This window comes from Frondihabitans sp. OV104, assembly GCF_057787745.1.
On sequence record NZ_CM173541.1, the window covers coordinates 2980932 to 2998757 of the forward strand.

Below are 17826 nucleotides of genomic sequence, written 5' to 3' on the forward strand. Positions count from 1 at the left end.
CCCCGGGCCGAACCGGCCGCTCGCCGAGGCTGCTCGGCGCCGAGGGTTCTCGACCGGGCCGCTCACCGCACGGCGAGGCGCCACGCGAATCCGACGAGGAACCGGGGGATCCGCCCGCGCATGCTCAGCACCTGGCGCACGAGGTCGGCCGGGCGGATCCGCAGGACTCCGGCGGCCACGGGCACGACCCCGACGAGCGGACGGTCGGGCCTGGCCACCACCGTCTCGATGTCGTGCTCCGACGCGAGCGTCGAGACCCGGGTGTAGAGCGTCGTGGTCTGCTGCCACACGCGCAGCCGACTGCCGCGGATCACCTTGACGCCCTCGACCAGAAGCGGACCGTCGACCGGCCCGACGACGAGCCGATAGTACATGCGGCGATCGCCGGGGCCGCCCCGAGGAAGGAGGTCGGCGAATCCGGCGAGCACCGGCCGGGCCGAGAACCCGGGCAGCCCTCGCGCCGAGCCCCTCGCGACCGTGGAGCGGTAGCCGTCGCGGCCGTCCGGCACGACGCCGACGCGGAGCTGGAGCCCGTCGAGGTCGAGAACCCGCGAGGGCGCAGGAACTCCGAGCCCCGCCGCCCGTGCCTGGGCGACGATGTCGTCGCCCACCGCATCGGCACGGCCCGGGACGTCGACGGGCTCAGCGCCGGTGACGGCCGTGACACCGCCGACCATCCGCTCGGTGAACCGGGCCAGGACTGGTGTGGCGCGCTGGGCTGCGGTGGTCAGCGACATGGCGCTACCTCTTTCTGTACGGCGGGGTCCTGCGTGGTCGAGCTGTGCGTGCTCGGACGGTCCTCGATCACGGGGCGCCCCTCCGCTGCCGCTCGGACGAAGTCGACGAGGTCGGCGCGAGCCGCCGGGCCGAGCGGGTACGCCTCGAAGTCGAGGCCGTGCCGGGCCCCGGCGCAGGTGCGGACAGTCACGTCGGCGCCGGCCGCAGCCGCTCGGCCCATCGCCCATCGGGCGACCGCGGCGGTGTCGACGTACAGGTCGTCCGCGGGGTCGCTGAGCTCGACGAGAGCGGGGATGCCGGCCGGGAGCGGCCTCGCCGATGCGAGCTCGGCCTCGACGAGCAGGCGCCCGGCGAAGAGCGGGTCGAGCAGCGGCGACGCCGGGCTCGGCGGCCCGGCGACAGGAGCACTGCGGTCGTGAGTGAGCGCGCGGAGTCGGGAGACCCCGTCCCCTCCCGCGGCCGGATACGGGGCGAGCGCCGGGACCTCCAGCGCGAGTCCGGAGACCGGCCGGTCGAACGCCGCCAGGAGATCGGCGCTCTGCGCGATGCGGGTGGCGAGCAGCCCGCCGAACGACCAGCCGGCGAGCACGAACGGCGTGTCGTCTTCGGTCGACGTCGCTGCCGCGACGCGCGCCGCCAGCTCGGACAGGTCGTCGAAGCTCCACACGTCGATGGGGCCGGCATCGGTGAGGCCGTGCGACGGCAGGTCGAACGACACGACGCGGACGCCCGCCCGGCTCAGCTCGTCGAAGAGCGCGGGGTGGTTGTCGAGCCGGTCGGCGTGGCCGTGCAGGAAGAGCACCTCCGCCACCTCCGCCCCGCGCGCGGGTACGACGCCGACCCGCACCCGGTGCGCCCCGGACCCGAGGTCGGGCACCGACAGCCAGCCGGTCTCGAGTCGGGGGACGACCGAGGCGGGGTCCGCCCGCAGCGTGACGACGCCGGCGGGCGCGGAAATCGGACCCGCCTCAGCGACGACCGGCACCGCGAGCGCGACGACGGACGCCACCGCGAGCAGGACGCCGAGAGCGCGGCCGAGGCGCGTCATGCGCCGGCTCGCAGCCGCAGGAGGTCGTCGGCGACGAGTCCGGCCGTGATCCGCTCGGCGAGCGCGGCGATGGTCAGCGACGGGTTGGCACCGGTCGAGGTCGGGCAGAGGGCGCCGTCGACGACATAGAGCCCGGCATGGACTCCGCCGCGACCGTCGAAGACTCGCCCGCGGGAGTCGCAGGCACCCGCGTCGGCGGTGTCGGCGAGCACGGCGCCGCCGAGAGGGTGGACCGTGATCGGCGTGTACGAGGGCTTCCCGCGCGCCATCAGAGCATGCCGGGGGTTGGCGACCAGGGTCGCCTCGGCGTCTTCCGACAGCAGCGCGATGTCGCTGGCCTCGGCGGCGAACACGCCGTGGGTGCCCGAGTCGCGCCAGACCACGCGCGGTGCTCCGCGGCGGTCGAGGATGATCCGTCCCCGGGAGCCGTCGCCTCCCATGGCGAGCCACACCTGCGAGTGCTCCAGCGCGCCGCAGCCGGGCGGACAGCCGCCCGCGCGGATGTCGCACCACACCTTCTGGTCGCGCTGCAGCGCGAACCGGGCGCCGAGGATCCGCCGCAGGATCTCGCCGATGCCGTGCGGGATCGCGCCGTCCTGCACGAGGTGCCCGCCGGTAGGCGTCCGCAGATCGACCATCTCGGTGATGGTCGGGCCGGTCCGGAAGTCGGGGTCGAGCTGGTCGGCGGCGCCCAGGCCGGTGCGCCGGTCGGTCGAGTTGTAGGCCACGGCGAGCGCGTCTCCGTTGCCCGAGAAGCGGTCGCCGAGCGCGGGTGAGAGATCGAGCTGGGTGCTGCGGAGGAGGATGCCGGTGGTGCCGATCGCCCCGGCACCGAAGACCACCAGGTCGCAGCTCACCTCGAACGGGACAGCCGTCGCGCGGCGACCGCGCTGCTCGTACCGGCGCCCGCGGACCACCCACCGTCTTCCGGCGTGAGGCGACGGCGCAACGGTCTCGACCTCGACCCGCGTGACGAGACGGGCGCCGGCCCGGACGGCGGCCGGAAGATAGTTCGTCCAGAGCGTGCCCTTGGCGCCGACATTGCAGCCGGTCATGCAGTTGCCGCAGAGGGTGCACTGCGGCTGCACGACGCCGTGAGCGTTGAGAGGCTCGGGCCGGGTGAGGTTGATGGCCACGGGCACGCGCGTCGACGCCGTGCCATGGGCGTCGGCCAGGCTGCCGAGGGCCGCGGCCTTGGCGAACGTCGGACCCTGCCACGTCTCCGGGCGCATCATCGCCCGGACGCGGTCGAACCACGGGGCCATCGACGCGGCAGTGATCTCGGCGGGCCACCCCTCGGTGAAGACCTCGGGACGCGGCTCGAGCAGCACGTTCGCGTAGATGAGTGAGCCGCCGCCGAGACCGGAGGCGACGAGCGAGTCGATGTCGCGGCCGAAGGTGAGGTCGAACAGCCCGTCGGGATTCCGCTTGGTCCGGACCGACGACCTCACCTCCGAGAATTCGGTCGGGAACTCCCCGGGCAGCCACTCTCGGCCGCGCTCCAGCACGACGAGGTCGCCGTCGGCCACCTGCGGCGCGAGGCGGGCAGCGGCGACGGACGCTCCGAAGCCGGAGCCGATCACGACGACCTCGCAGTCGGCAGGCATCGCGTCGCTCGCGAGCCGGGTGAATAGTGCGCTCATCGGGCGCCTCCTTCGGTGGATGCCGCTCGATCGCTGCGGACGGAGTCGGCGATGATCTCGCTCGCGGCTCTCTCGGCCATGGCGAAGATGGTCATGAGGGGAAAGAGCGCGGGGATCTCGGGAAAGACGGAGGCGTCGACCACGCGGACCCCGTCGGCCCCGCGCAGCCGGAATCGCGAGTCGAGCACGGCCATCGGGTCGCCGTCGCTCCCCATGCGGGCGCTGCAGCTGGCATGGTGCCCCCACGTGTCGCGCCGGATGAGGTCGTCGAGATCGGAGTCGGACTCGACGTCGGGCCCGGGATACGTCTCGATGTCGGTGACCCCGTCGGAGAAGCGGAGATGCCGAGCGGTCTCGTTGATGCTCCTCGCCCGGGCGATGCCCTCGCGCATCGCCGCCAGGTCGCGGTCGCTCTCGGGGCCGCCGCGGCCGTCTCCGAAGTACTTGAAGTTAATCGCCGGGGTGTCGGTGGGGTCGGCCGAGCGGAGGCGGACGGTTCCGTGGTTGCTGGTCGTGTAGCCGCGCAGCACGGCCCAGTTGAAGTGAGTGCCGCCGGCGAGACCGGCTGCTGCGAAGCCGGGCCGGTAGCCGGTGAAATTGGACGGCGCGCCGAAGACGAAGAGCTCCGGATGGTCGGAGCCGCCCGCCACCTTCTGCTTCATGCCGATGAGGATCCCGTTCGAGCGGTAGAGCGCGTTCGGGTCGTCGGCACGCCACTGCGCCACGCCGGGGTCGCCGGGAGCGCCGTAGGTGGCGCCGCGCAGCACGGAGAACGGACGGTCGTACTCGGTGACGACCGTCATCTCGTAGCGGTCCTGGAGGTTCGCGCCGACGCCCGGGAGGTCGAGGACGGGCTCGATGCCGTGCTCGCGCAGGTGAGCCGCGGGGCCGACGCCCGACAGCAGCAGCAGCTGGGGCGTGTTGAAGGCGCCCGCCGCGACGATCACCTCGCGGCGCACGGTCACCCGCCGTCGAGCCGCCCGCCGCTCGGTGTGGGACAGCATGCGCTGACGGGGACTCGCCCCGTAGGCGTTCGGCGCCAGCAGGACGTCGAGCCCGACCGCCCTCGGCCGCGAGCCGCCCTCGTCGAACACGATGCGCTCCACGAGCGCGTCGGTCTGAAAGAACAGGGTGCCGGCCAGACGGGGCGCCGCCTCGAGGAGCCGCTCGCGGGCGCCGTAGCGGCGGCCGTCGCGCGTGGACTGAGGCACGAGGGTCGCGCCCTCACGGAGCGATTCGATGGCGAGAGGGTCGTTGGGGTCGAACAGGGTGCCCCCGACACGGCCGTTGACCGCGTCGACCGCCGTGGCGGGCCCCGCCTGACCGGCCGTGTCGACCACGGCCGCCGTGACGATCCGCGCCAGCACGGGGTCTTTCGCGAGAAGCGTCGCCGGTGACGTCTCGATGGGAAGCCACTCCCGCACCCGGCGCTCGAACGGCGCCATTCCGAGGGCGTTCCAGCTGGGATCGCCGATCGCCCGGCCGATGCGGTCCCAGTCGTCGTTCTCGGGCGCCAGCATGAGCATCGCGTGGTGCGCGGTGCACCCGCCGAGGGTCGACGCCCGAGGGTAGAGCACGCCGTCCTCCTCCCGGACGAACGCGGAGCCGTGCAGCGCGCGGTCGGTGTAGTGCCGGACGTGGAAGTCCCAGCTCATCTCGGGATCACTCGACGCGAACAGGTGGAAGGCGGGGATCGAGTACACGTCGGCGTCGGTCTTCGCCGGCCCCGCCTCGACGACGAGGACGCTGTGACCCGCCTCGGCGAGACGGACGGCGACCGGGCCGCCGCCTGCTCCTGCGCCGATGACGACGTAGTCGAACTCGTCGCGGTCGGCGAGGGCGTTCGTGTCGGTCACCGGGCGGCGCGGGCCGGCGTCGACGCGCGGGGTGAACCCCGGCTGCGCCGACGCGACCCCTGCGACGGCCGCGGCGGCGCCGATCGCGCCGACCCCGGCGGCCACGAAGCCGCGGCGGGTGACGGTGGGGCGGGTCACCGCGAGTTCCTGCTGTCGAGACCGAGGCCGAGCGCCGCGACGGCGGCCGACAGAGCGAACAGCACGAGGACGACCCCGGCGAAGGGGAGCGGAGCCACGACGACGAACGCGAGCCCGACGGCGACGAGGATGCCGAGCCGGGTCGACGTCGCCTCGCGCCGGAGGACGATGTCGACGACGGCCGGGACAGCGAGGGACAGCGCCGCCACGACCGTGGCCGCCGTCGCACCGCCGAGCACGGCCGCGGCTACCGTGGCGATCAGCAACCCGCAGTACTCGAGGACCCGGTGGGTGCGGGGCCGCACGTCGCTCAGCAGAGCCACGACGATCGCCGCGCACAGGCACGCGACGCCCAGCAGGAGACCCGGCCACGGCGAGCGCGGCTCGAGGAGGCCGGCCACGGCCGGGATGCCGCCCAGCGCGATCTGCGCGACGAGCACGACCGACGCCGTCAGCCGCATCAGCGGCCACAGGCGCTCGTAGGTGGGGCGGTCGACCCGTCGCGCCCCGATCAGGACGGCGAGGGCGGTGAATCCGGCGAGCGTGGCGACGTCGGCCCCGTCGACCGCCGGGCCGTCGTGGGTGAGCGGGTGCACGGCGAGAGCCGCGGTGAGGGGAATCAGGATCGTCGTCGACACGACGACGGTGCGCGACAGGCCGACGGCGCTGGTCCACCAGACGCCGGCGAGTGCGGCCACGATCCCGGCCAGCGGAAACACCCCGTAGACGTGCGCGATCGCCGACCAGACGAAGGCGAGCCACTGCGTCGCCGCGAAGTGGACAGGCGAGCGGAACCACAGGGCGAGCACGGCGTTCACTGCGACGATGGCGACGAGCGCGACCAGCAGGCCGCCGCCGATCCCGGCCAGGGTCGACCCGGCCGACAGGGCGAACGCGGATGCCACCCCGGCCCACCCGGCGAGGGCCCGGGCGCTTTCGACCTGGCCCCGGGACGCGAGGAGCCGCCCCCGCACGACGAGCGCCGCCGTCGCAGCGGCCAGGACGGTGGGAATCACCCATCCCGCGAGAAGCGGCAGCGCCTCGCCGACGAGGAGCACGACCGCCGATACCGCGATGGCGGCGGCGACCGTGGTGACGGCGAGGTGCCGTGAGGTGGGTGTGGTCATGACGGACGAGTCTACCAAAATGCAGAGTGTCAGATATTACAGATCGGAGAAGGATGCACCGGGCTAAGACGGACGCACAGCGCGCCGGAGGCGCCTTCCCAGCCTTCCCCGCTACGTTCGCGATATCTGTACCGGAGCACCTGCTCGAACCCGCGACTGAGAAGTCGATCCCCAGTCATGGGAGATGACTTGTCCGTCCTCGATTCCCCCACGGTCGCCGACCCCGTGCCGACCCGGGTCCGCAACAGCGCCGAGCTTCCGGCCGGCTTCCGCGGCACCACCTCCGGCGCCACGTCGAAGCCCATCAGCACCTACACCGCCCTGCTCTCGCGCGTGCGGGACGCCGGCCTCCTCGAACGCCGCACCGGCTTCTACATCGGCATGTTCGTGGTCGTCACCCTGCTGCTCGCCGCCGCCGTCGCCGGGTCGTTCCTGCTCGGCGACAGCTGGTTCCAGCTCCTGATCGCCGGCGGCATCGGCCTGCTCTTCACGCAGTACGCCTTCCTCGCTCACGAGACGGCGCACCGCCAGGTGTTCTCGTCGGGCGTCGTCTCCGACCGGGTCGGCCGAATCCTCGCGTCGGGCGTCGTCGGCATGAGCTACGCCTGGTGGACCTCGAAGCACACCAAGCACCACGGCAACCCGAACACGATCGGGCGCGACACCGACATCGACTACGACACCGTGTCGTTCCTCGAGCAGGACGCCGTCAAGCAGCGCGGCCTCAGCCGCCTGTTCACGCAGAAGCAGGGCTACGCCTTCTTTCCCATCCTGCTGTTCGAGGGCGTGAACCTCCACCTGCTCTCGTACCGCACGCTCTTCGGGCGCGGCAAGGTCGACAAGCGCTGGCACGAGATCGCCATGGTCACGGTGCGCTTCACCGTCTACCTCGGCCTGATCTTCTGGTTCCTCCCGGTCGGCATGGCGTTCGCCTTCGTCGGCGTGCAGCTCGCGATCTTCGGCCTCTACATGGGCTCGGCCTTCGCGCCGAACCACATCGGCATGCCGATCATCCCCGAGGGCAGCCGCGTCGACTTCCTGTCGAAGCAGGTCCTCACCTCGCGCAACATCACCGGCGGCGGCTTCATGACCTTCGCGATGGGCGGCCTCGACTACCAGGTCGAGCACCACCTCTTCCCGAGCATGGCCCGACCGCACCTCCGCAAGGCCTCGAAGATGGTGCGCGAGCACTGCCTCGAGCACGGCGTCCCCTACACCCAGAACAGCCTGCCGCAGGCGTTCGGCACCGTCATCCGCTACCTCAACCGCGTCGGCCTCGCCGCGCGTCGCCCGTTCGACTGCCCGATGGCGGCGGAGCTCCGCCCACGCTGATCGCCTCCAGCATCTAGGGTCGAGTCATGGCCGCCCTCGACGAACTCCGCACCGCGGAGGCGCGCCGCATGCTCGGCCTCGAAGACGGCACGGCTCTCCGCGCGCGGGCCGAGGCGTGGCTCGCCCAGGGCCTGATCTCGCCCAGCCTCGAGCTCCTCGCCGCCAGCTACGATCTGACCGACGGCGAGGCCCTGCGCCTCCTGCGCTCGGCCGCGGTCGAGCTCGACGTCGTGTTCGCGACGACGCAGAAGGCCCGCTCGCACTACCTGACGGCGTCGATGTCGACCCTGACGACGGCCGAGGGAGTCGGCGGCATCGTCGCGGTCTCGAACGGGGTCACCGACGAGCTGACGGCGCGCGCCCGCCGGGCTCTGGCCCGGGTCTTCGGGCGCAGGAGCTGACCGACTGCATGGTGATCTACTGCTCCGTGGCCTCGACCCACCAGGTGAGCTCGTCGTCGATGTGCAGGTCGCGCCGCAGCTCGCCGTCCTTAACGTGCAGCACCTCGAAGTCGAGGTCGTAGAGGCTGCCGGTGGTGAGCCTGCCGGTGAGACGCAGGTGGGGCAGGAACTCGCCCGACCCCACGTCGTTGACGGTGTTCTCGACGCCGGCGATCCTCGACACGTCGATCGACGCCGCCTTCCACACGGGGTCGCACCCGGCGTAGAAGAGCACCCTGCCGCCGTCGACGACGGCGGTGAGGAACGACTCGCCGACGATCGCCAGCTCACGGTCGCCGTGCACGGCCTCGAGGCTCCGGAGCACGATGCGGGTCGCGAGCGGCGCCAGCAGGTGCTTGGGCTCGGCGGTCGGGTGCAGCTCGGCGACCTCCGCCTGGCGGGCGAGGGCTTCGTGATCATGCGCTGTAGTGGCCATGCGCGAGACGGTAGACCTCGCGACCGGGCAGGCGTCGGTCGGGGTACGCCCGGCCCGACGACGCCTGCCGGGTCTAGCGTCCCCCTCATGGACTATAGAAACCTCGGCAACTCAGGAACCATCGTGTCAGAGCTGACACTCGGGACCATGACCTTCGGCGCAGAAGCCGACGAGCAGACCTCCCACCAGATCCTCGACACCTTCGTGGAGCACGGCGGCACGTTCGTCGACACCGCCGACGTGTACTCGTCGGGTGTCTCGGAGTCGATCATCGGCTCCTGGCTCGCCGCGCACCCCACCGAGGCGCAGCAGATCGTGCTCGCCACCAAGGGCCGCTTCCCGATGGGCGACGGCCCCAACGACCTCGGCCTCTCGCGCCGCCACCTCCGGACCGCCCTCGACGCCTCGCTCACCCGCCTCGGAGTCGAGCACATCGACCTGTACCAGATGCACGCGTGGGACGCCCTGACCCCCATCGACGAGACGCTGCGCTTCCTCGACGACGCCGTCGCCGCCGGCAAGATCGGCTACTACGGCTTCTCGAACTACCTCGGCTGGCAGCTCACCAAGGCCGTGCACCGCGCCGCGGCCCTCGACCTCGTGCCGCCGGTGACGCTGCAGCCGCAATACTCCCTGCTCGTGCGCGACATCGAGCACGAGATCGTCCCCGCCTCGCTCGACGCGGGCATCGGCCTTCTGCCCTGGTCGCCCCTCGGCGGCGGCTGGCTCACCGGCAAGTACAAGCGCGACGAGTCGCCCACGGGAGCCTCGCGCCTCGGTGAGAACCCGGCCCGCGGCATGGAGGCGTGGGAGGCCCGCAACGGCGACCAGCGCACCTGGGACATCCTCGACGCCGTCCAGGCGACCGCTAAGGACCACGACGCGACGGCATCGCAGGTCGCCATCGCCTGGCTCCTCGAGCAGCCCGCCGTGACGAGCGTCATCCTCGGCGCGCGCACGGTCGACCAGCTCGTCGACAACCTCGGCGCGAGCGGCCTCGGACTGAGCGCCGGCGACGTGGCCACGCTGTCGGCGGCGAGCGCCCCGGCGGCCGACGACTACCCGTACGGGGTGGCCGGAGTCGCGCAGAGGGTCAGGAAGATCGGGGGCGGGCGCTAGTTCCTGCGCCCTCGGGTCTCGAGGATCGCGCCGTCAGACGCCGCCGAACCTCTCGGTGCGGATCAGGGCGGGGTCGTGGCCGAGCTCGACGAGCGACGCCGCGACCGCCGCCACGAACCCGTTGGGGCCGCAGACGAACACGGACGCGCCCGGCGGCAGCACGAGGCTCTCGATCACGGCGGTGTCGAGCCGGCCGGGCGGGCGCAACGACCCGGGCGGCGCGACGCGGGTGTACACGCGGTCGACCGTGGCGGTTCCTGCGGCCTCGAGCGCAGCGAGCTCGGCGCGGAAGTACTCGGACGCAGGAACTCGCATGGAGTACACGAGCCGGAACTCGGCGGCGCTTGTCGCGCTCGCGGCCCGCGCCCGCAGCATGGCCATGAGCGGCGCCACGCCCGAGCCGCCGCCGATCAGCTGCACGGGAGCGGGGTCGGCCTCGTGCCACACGAACCACCCGCCGATCGGGCCGCGGATCTCGACCGGGTCGCCGACCTCCAGCCCGTCGACCAGGTAGGGCGACACCTCGCCGTCGGCGAGCTTCTCGACGGTGAGCTCGACCTCGTCGGCGGCGAGCGCGTGCCCCGCGGGGCCGCGGCTCGGAACGGCCGACAAGGAGTACGAGCGGACGGCCTGGTAGCCGTCGTCGGCGGTCAAGCGCACGTCCACGTGCTGCCCGGGGAGCACGTCGAGGCCGCCCGACTTGTCGATGCGGAGGCGGATCGTGCGAGCGCTGCTCGTCTCGGACCGGGCGCCGACGCAGACCGCCCGGCGCCAGGCGCCCGTCACGAGTAGCGCTCCTCCTTCCACGGGTCGCCGTGGGAGTGGTAGCCGAGGCCCTCCCAGAACCCGGGGGTGTCCGTGGGCATCGTCTGGATGCCCTGGACCCACTTCGCGCTCTTCCAGAAGTAGAGGTGCGGGATGAACAGGCGCGCCGGCCCGCCGTGGTCGGGGGCGAGCGGCTGACCGTCGAAGGTGTGCGCGATCCACGCCCTGCCCCCGAGGAGGTCGGCGAGCGGCACGTTCGTCGTGTAGCCGCCGTAGCTGTGAGCCATGGCGAACTCGTGCTCGGTGTCGAGGCCGTCGAACAGGGTGTCGAGAGAGACCCCGCGCCAGCGCGTGCCGAGCTTGGTCCAGCTCGTCACGCAGTGGATGTCGGTCGTGATGTCCTCCTGCGGGAGGGCCAGGAAGTCGTCCCAGCTGAGCGACTTCGCGCCGTTCTCCGTCGCGATCTGGAGCTCCCAGCGCTTGATGTTCGGCGTCGGCCCGGCCGAGAGCACCGGGAAGCCGCGCTCCAGGTACTGGCCCGGTGGCAGATCCGAGGCGGCCTTGCGGCGACTCGCGGTACCGGTGAAACCGACCAAGGGGGCCTCCTCGACGTGGGTGAGACCAGCCTGGCACCTCGCGACCCGCGAAGGAAGGGACGGAACGGTCGGTCTCACCCTCCGGGGTGATGCGGCCCGACGGTCGGGCGTGAATACAATGTGATGTGCTGGACCGAGACCCTGCAACAACGAGTGTCGCCGTAGCCGAGCCCCTGACATCGCCGTCGCGTCTGCTCACAGCAGCGAGACGGCTCCCGTGGTGGGGCGCAGTCCTCGCTCTCTACGGCCTTTCGCGCGTCTTCTCGACGGCGATCCTCTTCGTGCTCTACCGGGTCGCCGCCACCGCTCCCGGCCAATACGCCGACGGCTACGTCGACGGCGGCTCGTCGAAGGGGTTCCTCGGGTTCCTCGGAACGATCTGGGATGCCCGCTACTACGTGCAGATCGCCCAGCACGGCTATCCGCACCAGCTGCCGGTCGCGACGGACGGCAGCGTGCAGCCCAACGCCTGGGCCTTCCTGCCGGCCTTCCCGTGGGCGACCCGGATCCTGGCCCAGATCACCGGCTGGGACACCGCCGCCGTCGGGGTCGGGGTCGCGACGGTGTTCGGCGCCCTCGCCGCGCTCATGCTCCACCGCCTGCTGCGCCTCCGGGTCGACGAGCTCGGCGCGCTCTGGGGCACCGTCTTCTTCGTCTTCGGGCCGATGGCGTTCGTGCTGCAGGTCGGCTACGCCGAGAGCATGTTCCTCTTCCTCATGTTCACCGGGCTGTGGGCGCTGATGACCCGGCGGTACGTGACGCTCATGTGGTGCGGGGTGGTCGCGGCCTTCACTCGACCCGGAGCGCTCGCGCTCGCGCTCGCGCTGCTGGTCGTGGTCGTCGTGCGGTTCTGGAAGGAGCGCGACGACTTCCCGAAGACCGAGCGGGCGTCGGCCGTGTTCGCCGGCGTCGTCATGGGCGCCGCCGGGCTCGCCTGGCCGCTCATCGCGGCGGGCATCACCGGCGACCCCGACGCCTACCTGAAGACCGAGATGTCATGGTGGGTGCAGGTGCTCGGCTTCGAGCCGAAGTTCGTGCCGCTGACGCCGTGGTTCATCATGCTGGTCCACTTCCTCGGCATCCTGGGCGCCGTCGTCGTGCTCGCGATCGCCGCTCTCTGGATCTACGGCATGCGCAAGCCGTCGCTCCGCCGGCTCGGGCTCGAGGTCCGGGCCTACCTGACGTCGTTCGCGCTGTACCTGCTGGCGGTCTTCCTCCCGCAGCAGAGCATCGCGCGGCTCATCATGCCGCTGGCGCCGCTCGTCGCCGTCGACAGCATCACGCACCGGTCCGCGCTGCGGCGAATGGTGCTCGCGTCGGCGCTGGCGTTCCAGGTGTCGGCGGCGGTGACGCTCTGGCTGACCGGACCTCCGTGACCGTGGACCCCGCATTACGGCACGCGCGCAGCGTCGCTGCCGGGGGCGGACGCCGCTTCCGGGGGGTCTAGGCCCGCGCGGCCGACTCGACGGCGGCGCGGCGGCCTGCCGTGAGCCCGGCCTCGACGCGCTCGAGCAGCCGGAGCACCCGCGCGCCCTCGACGGGGTCGACCTCGTCGCCCAGCGCCTCGGCGATCAACGCCGACCGGGCGGCGCGCAGGCGATCGAGGTTGGCGTCGGCGGCCGCCGTGTGCCACAGCTGCACGCGCCGGGCGTCCGACGGATCGGGCCGGCGCTCGACGAGGCCACGTGCCTCGAGCGTCCTGAGGGCCGCGCTGAGATTGCTGCGCTGAAGGCCTGTCCCGACAGCGACGTCGCTGGGGCTCGACCCGGGATTGCGGTGGATGTAGCGGATGACCATCTGCTCCGAGCCGACGAGCTCGACGACGTCGTCCGGAAACCCGTGCGTCTGGATCTCGCGGGCGACCGTCACCACGAAGTCTGCGAGGTCGGCCCAGGGAGCGTCGTCGGCCAGGGTGTTCACGCCTCGATCTTAGGCGCTCCATCAGTTATAGTTTTATAACTATGACTGCTACTTCGACCGACACCGCCTCCCGCGCTCTGCCGACCGGCCACCGCGGCCTCACGCCGAGGCTTCTCGTCGTCCTCGCCCTGCTCTCCGCCCTCGCCCCGTTCGGCACCGACCTCTATCTGTCGGCGTTCCCGATCATGACGCGCGAGCTCGACACCACGGCCACGGCCGTCCAGCTCTCGCTGACCGCCTTCCTCGTGGGCATCGCCGTGGGCCAGCTCCTCTTCGGCCCGCTCTCGGACCGCGTCGGACGCTTCCGCCCCCTCCTCATCGGCGCTCTCGTCTGCGTCGCGGCGAGTGCCGTCGCCGCGCTCGCCCCGACCGTCGGAATCCTGATCGCCGCTCGCTTCGTGCAGGGGCTGACCGGCGCCGCGGGCATGGTCATCGGCCGCGCGATCATCTCCGATCTCGCCACCGGCAAGGCGGCGGCCAAGGCCTTCAGCCTGATGATGATCGTCGGCGGCGTCGCCCCTGTCGTCGCCCCGCTGGTCGGGAGCCTCCTGGTGTCGAGCATCGGCTGGCGCGGCATCCTCTGGGTGGTCTTCGGGATCGTGGGCGCGAGCTGCGTGGCGGTGGCGCTGGTGGTCCGCGAGTCGCACACCCCCGACAGGCGGCGGGCCGCCCGGGAGAGCACGGCCCCCGCCGGGTGGGGTGCGCTGCGGTCGCGGGAGTTCCTGGGCTACACCCTGGCTTTCGCGTTCGCCTTCGCGGTGATGATGGCCTACATCTCGGCCAGCCCCTTCGTGTACCAGGTGATGATCGGTCTCTCGGCACCGGCGTACGGCGCGCTCTTCGGGCTGAACGCCGTGGGGCTCGTGGCGATGAGCGCCGTCGCGGCGAAGCTCGCCGCCACCCGGCCGGAGCGCTCGCTCGTGCGGGTCGGCCTCCTGCTGATCCTCGCGGCGGCCGTCGCGATCCTGGTGCTCGTCGTCACCGGCGCACCGGTCGCACTGCTGCCGATCCCCCTGTTCGTCGCCGTGACGAGCCTGGGCCTCGTGCTCGGCAATGCGACGGCGCTCGCGCTGGGTGCGGTTCCGAGGGCGGCAGGAACCGGCTCGGCCGTCCTCGGGGCCCTCCAGTTCGGGCTCGCAGCCCTCGTCTCGCCCCTCGTCGGACTCGGCGGGGAGCACACCGCTCTGCCTCTCGCCATCGTCATGACGAGCTCGGCCGTCGTCGCTGTCGCCGCGTTCCTGGTGGTCGGCCGCCGGCGCTGAGGCTTCGCCCCCTCGATGCGGGCGTTGCCGGATCGGGCGAGGCGTGGTGCACTGGGAGAGCGTGCGAAGTGGGGCGCCCCTTGACCCGCGACGCCCGATCGGACCCCATGACCCCTCGCCGCACCCGCTCTCTCGCCCGGCGCCTCGCCGCCGTCGCCATGGTCGGCGCGGCTGTGGCCGTGGTCGCGTCGGCCTGCACCTCGGGCTCGACGACCAGCGAGCCCACGCCGAAGGAGACCCCGACGCCCACCCCGACGACGATCCAGGCCGAGTCGAACCAGACGCTGTACGCCAGAGGGCTGTACGTGCAGGCGGACAGCCTCGCCGCCCGCGCGGCCGTCACCCTGCGTGACAAGGGCGACGACACTGCCGCCACGGCGGCCGAGGAGATCGCGAAGACGTCGACGGCGATGTGGCTCGGCGACCAGTACTCGGTCGCCGAGGTGAAGAAGGTCGTCGCGAAGAACGTCGCCGCCGCCGAGAAGGCCGGCACGACGCCCGTCTTCGTGCTCTACGCCATCCCCAACCGCGACTGCGGCGACTTCTCGGCCGGCGGCTGGTCGGAGAAGGAGTACCCGGTCTGGACTCAGGCGGTCGCCGACACGCTCGAGGGCCACCGCGCCGTCGTCATGGTCGAGCCCGACTCGCTCGCGATGCTCACCAACTGCCCCGACGAGACCGAGCGGCGGCTCCCGCTCGTGAAGCAGGCCGTCGAGCAGCTCGCGGCGGCGAAGGTCCCCGCCTACCTCGACGCCGGCAACAGCCACTGGGTCCAGCCCTCCGTCATCGCCGAGCGACTCGAGAAGGCCGGCATCGCCGACGCCCGCGGCTTCTTCACGAACGTCGCCAGCTTCTATCCGGTCGACGACGAGCGCGCCTTCGCCGAGAAGGTATCGGCGCTGACCGGCGACTCGCACTACGTCATCGACGTGTCGCGCAACGGCCAGGGCTGGAAGGGCACCTGGTGCAACCCGTCGGGAGTCGGACTCGGGCAGGCGCCGCACGTGACCTACGGGACCACCGGGCTCGACGCGCTGCTCTGGATCAAGACGCCGGGCATCAGCGACGGCTCGTGCAACGGGGGGCCGAAGGCGGGCGTGTGGTTCTCGTCGTACGCCGAGCGCCTGGTGCGATTCCGCCGAGACTGATCGGCCAGCCCCCGGAAAAAGGCGAGCGGCTGCGTCGTCGGGTGGTTGCCGAGCCGGACCGCCTACGTCCCGCCGCCTCCGCCACCGCCACCTCCGCCGCCGGCCACGGCACCGCCCGTGCTGCCGCCGGTGGTTGAGCTAAAGGCACTCGTGGTCGATGCCTGGAACCCACCTACGGCCGCCGCGAAAACGGCTGGCGAGAACGGGGTCTGCCCCGAGTACCAGGACGGCTGCTCGCTTCGGTCCATGTAGAGGCGGCCGAGCTCCTCCGACCAGCGCTTCTGCTGGCCGAAGAGAGCAGCCCACGGCAGAAGCCGCTCGTTGAGGAGCAGCCAGGACTCCGCGCCGATACCGGGCATCCGCAGCGCGCCCTCCGGTGACTGCAGTGCGGCGAAGCGGTCTGCCTCGGCGAGCTTGGTGTACCGCTCCAGCCCGGCCAGGTGGTCGCGCACCTCGGCTCCGCGCTTCGTGAGTGGACGCCTTGCCACGAGGGCCGGCCCGACGCCGATCGCGACGAAGCCGACGACGAGCGCGGCGACGGGCCAGCCGCCGCCGACCACCGTGCCGATGGAGACGATGCCGAACACGATCGCCGCCAGACCGCCGACGACTGCCGCAATCACGATGGGGGCGACGAGGCGGCCGGGTCCGCGACGGCGGTAACCCTCGTCGAGGGCGCGCACCGGGAGCGTCCGGAAGAACCCGGAGAGCCTCCGAATGGCCGTAGCGTTCTTAGTGACGAGGTCGAATTCGGCCCCTGCCTGCGGGGAGTCGCCGAACAGGGCGTCGAGGAACACGAGGTCGTCGCGATCGGCGCCGTCTACCGTGACGAAACGCAGGGCGTAGGTCGGCTTCCGCTTGCCCGGCTTCTCGACCAGCTGGACGCAGCCCTTGACCGCAAGCCCCAGGAACTCGGCCGCCGTCGGCGTCTTCGAGGCGAGGTGCCCGGCGAACGGGATCGTCATGCCCTTCGGCGGACCGAACTCGGTGACGACGGTGGGCCGGCCCGGCGCGTTCCGGAGCGGGCCGCGGCGCGCGAGGACTGCGCCGGCAGCTCCCAGTAGCGCCAGGAGGCCACCCCCAAGGGATAGCAGCGGCCACGGTGCCGCGAGCACGCCGTCGGCGCGCGGGGTGAATGTACCGGCTCGGAAGCCGACCGCCATTGTCAGCGTCTCGCCCGCCGCGAGGTCGGTCGCGGATGCGGTCACGGTGCGCGCCGACGGCTGGTCGATCGTCGCGGAAGTCGTCGACCCTTCGCGGCCCGACACGGCAGTCCGGTCGCCGGTCAGGGCGTCTGCCAGCGCCGGGCTGACTGTGAGCGTGGCCGCTACCCGGTCGAACGGCTGCGCCCAGTCGGTCCCGTTGACGTCCCAGTAGAACTCGTCGTTCCCCGAGTCTGCGCGCTGGAGCGTCACGTTCGCCTGCTCGTAGGTGATGACGTACACCTGCGTCCCATGGACGAAGCCCTGCGCACTGCTTGTCACCTCCGTCGTATCGTCGTCGCCGCCGTCGACGTCGAAGGGGCGGTCACGGCCATCGCCGTCCGTGACGGAGACGACCTTCAGATCGGTGGGGTGCCCGTCGTAGCGGTCGTTGAGAACCCGACGGATCCCGTGATTCTGATCGGACGCAGGGAACTCGGCGGTGAGCGTCTCGACCGTCCGGAGCGTCGAGCGCCCCTTGGCATCGACGCCAAGGGTGTAGGCCGTGCTCATGCTCGAGAAGCGGAAGTCGTCGACGCCCGCATGGGCCCTTCCGGGAAGCACGAGCACGAGGACCGATGCGGCGAGGAGGGCGAGGAGCGCTTTCTTCACCCGCCCAGGCTAGCCACGGGCGCAGCGGCGCGTCCGGGCCCGGCTATCCTCGGGATGGTGATCGTCGCCGCCATCGTCCTCTTCGTGCTCGCCGTCGTCGTGATGGGCACGACCGTTCTGGCGGCGGCCGGCGTCGTCAAGCTCAACGGGGCGGTCGGCATCAGGATCGGGCACTTCCTCGACTCGCAGGACGCCTGGGAGGCCGGGCACCTGAAGGCGCTCCTCCCCGTGACCGTCGGCGGGCTCGTCGCCGTCGCGGGCGGGCTCGTCGCCCTGCAGCCGGCGCCGTCCGCCGGGCTCGTCGTGGTCGCGTACGTGCTGCTGTTCGCGTTCCTCACGTGGGGGATCGTGCGGGGCAACGCGGCGGCGGCCGACGCGCCGTCAGCCTGAGGGTCGGCGGCGGCCGGCCAGTTCCTGCGCCCGACATTGACAGGTGAGAGTACT

Annotated in this window: 17 protein-coding genes; 7 read left to right on the plus strand and 10 right to left on the minus strand. The window is 72.1% G+C overall.

What is annotated here, in order from left to right; translation table 11 throughout:
* Nucleotides 1-62: 62 nt before the first annotated feature.
* From AC3CBB_RS13960 to AC3CBB_RS13980, 5 genes are read right to left on the minus strand one after another with little or no spacing between them, the layout of a single operon-like run.
* A complete protein-coding gene (locus AC3CBB_RS13960) occupies nt 63-737 on the minus strand; it encodes a hypothetical protein (RefSeq protein ID WP_488625057.1) in 675 nt (224 codons plus the stop codon).
* Nucleotides 728-1786 (minus strand): alpha/beta hydrolase, encoded by a 1059-nt coding sequence (locus AC3CBB_RS13965; protein ID WP_488625058.1) that lies wholly within the window; start codon nt 1784-1786, stop codon nt 728-730. Before AC3CBB_RS13965 ends, AC3CBB_RS13960 begins: the two co-directional genes overlap by 10 nt.
* On the minus strand, nt 1783-3429 hold the full coding sequence (locus tag AC3CBB_RS13970) for a GMC oxidoreductase (RefSeq protein ID WP_488625059.1): 1647 nt from the start codon (nt 3427-3429) through the stop codon (nt 1783-1785). Before AC3CBB_RS13970 ends, AC3CBB_RS13965 begins: the two co-directional genes overlap by 4 nt.
* Complete coding sequence (locus AC3CBB_RS13975; protein ID WP_488625060.1) at nt 3426-5423, minus strand: GMC family oxidoreductase; 1998 nt, start codon at nt 5421-5423, stop codon at nt 3426-3428. The genes AC3CBB_RS13970 and AC3CBB_RS13975 overlap by 4 nt, the downstream gene beginning before the upstream one ends.
* The gene (locus AC3CBB_RS13980) at nt 5420-6550 is read right to left on the minus strand and encodes a hypothetical protein (protein ID WP_123505813.1); all 1131 of its coding nucleotides are present in this window, start codon (nt 6548-6550) and stop codon (nt 5420-5422) included. Before AC3CBB_RS13980 ends, AC3CBB_RS13975 begins: the two co-directional genes overlap by 4 nt.
* Before the next feature lie 189 nt (nt 6551-6739).
* Between AC3CBB_RS13980 and AC3CBB_RS13985 the strand changes: the two genes are divergently transcribed.
* Both AC3CBB_RS13985 and AC3CBB_RS13990 read left to right on the plus strand, forming a co-directional pair.
* Nucleotides 6740-7882, plus strand: coding sequence for a fatty acid desaturase family protein (locus AC3CBB_RS13985; RefSeq protein ID WP_488625061.1), 1143 nt, complete (start codon nt 6740-6742; stop codon nt 7880-7882).
* A 26-nt stretch (nt 7883-7908) separates the two neighbouring features.
* Nucleotides 7909-8283 (plus strand): hypothetical protein, encoded by a 375-nt coding sequence (locus AC3CBB_RS13990; RefSeq protein ID WP_123505815.1) that lies wholly within the window; start codon nt 7909-7911, stop codon nt 8281-8283.
* A gap of 16 nt (nt 8284-8299) precedes the next feature.
* Here the strand turns inward: AC3CBB_RS13990 and AC3CBB_RS13995 are convergent, their stop codons facing one another.
* A complete protein-coding gene (locus tag AC3CBB_RS13995; RefSeq protein WP_123505816.1) occupies nt 8300-8758 on the minus strand; it encodes a hypothetical protein in 459 nt (152 codons plus the stop codon).
* Nucleotides 8759-8845: 87 nt separating this feature from the next.
* Here AC3CBB_RS13995 and AC3CBB_RS14000 point away from each other — a divergent pair, with 87 nt between their 5' ends.
* Entirely contained in the window at nt 8846-9877 is a 1032-nt protein-coding gene (locus AC3CBB_RS14000; RefSeq protein ID WP_123505817.1) for an aldo/keto reductase, read from the plus strand.
* A gap of 33 nt (nt 9878-9910) precedes the next feature.
* On the opposite strand, the gene AC3CBB_RS14005 is transcribed toward AC3CBB_RS14000, so the two are convergent.
* Together AC3CBB_RS14005 and AC3CBB_RS14010 are read right to left on the minus strand one after the other, a co-directional pair.
* Nucleotides 9911-10663, minus strand: a complete 753-nt coding sequence (locus AC3CBB_RS14005; RefSeq protein ID WP_488625062.1) for an FAD-binding oxidoreductase — start codon at nt 10661-10663, stop codon at nt 9911-9913.
* Nucleotides 10660-11238, minus strand: a complete 579-nt coding sequence (locus tag AC3CBB_RS14010) for a sulfite oxidase-like oxidoreductase (protein WP_488625063.1) — start codon at nt 11236-11238, stop codon at nt 10660-10662. The genes AC3CBB_RS14005 and AC3CBB_RS14010 overlap by 4 nt, the downstream gene beginning before the upstream one ends.
* A 125-nt stretch (nt 11239-11363) precedes the next feature.
* Between AC3CBB_RS14010 and AC3CBB_RS14015 the strand changes: the two genes are divergently transcribed.
* The gene (locus tag AC3CBB_RS14015; protein ID WP_488625064.1) at nt 11364-12614 is read left to right on the plus strand and encodes a mannosyltransferase family protein; all 1251 of its coding nucleotides are present in this window, start codon (nt 11364-11366) and stop codon (nt 12612-12614) included.
* 67 nt (nt 12615-12681) lie between these two features.
* On the opposite strand, the gene AC3CBB_RS14020 is transcribed toward AC3CBB_RS14015, so the two are convergent.
* Nucleotides 12682-13158 (minus strand): MarR family winged helix-turn-helix transcriptional regulator, encoded by a 477-nt coding sequence (locus tag AC3CBB_RS14020; protein WP_233579944.1) that lies wholly within the window; start codon nt 13156-13158, stop codon nt 12682-12684.
* Between the two features lie 41 nt (nt 13159-13199).
* Between AC3CBB_RS14020 and AC3CBB_RS14025 the strand changes: the two genes are divergently transcribed.
* Both AC3CBB_RS14025 and AC3CBB_RS14030 read left to right on the plus strand, forming a co-directional pair.
* The gene (locus AC3CBB_RS14025; protein WP_488625065.1) at nt 13200-14420 is read left to right on the plus strand and encodes a multidrug effflux MFS transporter; all 1221 of its coding nucleotides are present in this window, start codon (nt 13200-13202) and stop codon (nt 14418-14420) included.
* A 107-nt stretch (nt 14421-14527) separates the two neighbouring features.
* On the plus strand, nt 14528-15568 hold the full coding sequence (locus AC3CBB_RS14030) for a glycoside hydrolase family 6 protein (protein ID WP_488625066.1): 1041 nt from the start codon (nt 14528-14530) through the stop codon (nt 15566-15568).
* A 62-nt stretch (nt 15569-15630) separates the two neighbouring features.
* On the opposite strand, the gene AC3CBB_RS14035 is transcribed toward AC3CBB_RS14030, so the two are convergent.
* Nucleotides 15631-17382 (minus strand): DUF2207 domain-containing protein, encoded by a 1752-nt coding sequence (locus AC3CBB_RS14035; RefSeq protein ID WP_488625067.1) that lies wholly within the window; start codon nt 17380-17382, stop codon nt 15631-15633.
* 54 nt (nt 17383-17436) lie between these two features.
* Between AC3CBB_RS14035 and AC3CBB_RS14040 the strand changes: the two genes are divergently transcribed.
* Entirely contained in the window at nt 17437-17772 is a 336-nt protein-coding gene (locus AC3CBB_RS14040; protein ID WP_488625068.1) for a hypothetical protein, read from the plus strand.
* The last annotated feature ends 54 nt before the right edge of the window (nt 17773-17826 follow it).

Coding starts and splice junctions, on each gene's coding strand:
- AC3CBB_RS13960 (WP_488625057.1), bottom strand. CDS start 737: ATGTCGCTGACCACCGCAGCCCAGCGCGCCACACCAGTCCTGGCCCGG.
- AC3CBB_RS13965 (WP_488625058.1), bottom strand. CDS start 1,786: ATGACGCGCCTCGGCCGCGCTCTCGGCGTCCTGCTCGCGGTGGCGTCC.
- AC3CBB_RS13970 (WP_488625059.1), bottom strand. CDS start 3,429: ATGAGCGCACTATTCACCCGGCTCGCGAGCGACGCGATGCCTGCCGAC.
- AC3CBB_RS13980 (WP_123505813.1), bottom strand. CDS start 6,550: ATGACCACACCCACCTCACGGCACCTCGCCGTCACCACGGTCGCCGCC.
- AC3CBB_RS13990 (WP_123505815.1), top strand. CDS start 7,909: ATGGCCGCCCTCGACGAACTCCGCACCGCGGAGGCGCGCCGCATGCTC.
- AC3CBB_RS13995 (WP_123505816.1), bottom strand. CDS start 8,758: ATGGCCACTACAGCGCATGATCACGAAGCCCTCGCCCGCCAGGCGGAG.
- AC3CBB_RS14000 (WP_123505817.1), top strand. CDS start 8,846: ATGGACTATAGAAACCTCGGCAACTCAGGAACCATCGTGTCAGAGCTG.
- AC3CBB_RS14025 (WP_488625065.1), top strand. CDS start 13,200: ATGACTGCTACTTCGACCGACACCGCCTCCCGCGCTCTGCCGACCGGC.
- AC3CBB_RS14030 (WP_488625066.1), top strand. CDS start 14,528: ATGACCCCTCGCCGCACCCGCTCTCTCGCCCGGCGCCTCGCCGCCGTC.
- AC3CBB_RS14040 (WP_488625068.1), top strand. CDS start 17,437: ATGGTGATCGTCGCCGCCATCGTCCTCTTCGTGCTCGCCGTCGTCGTG.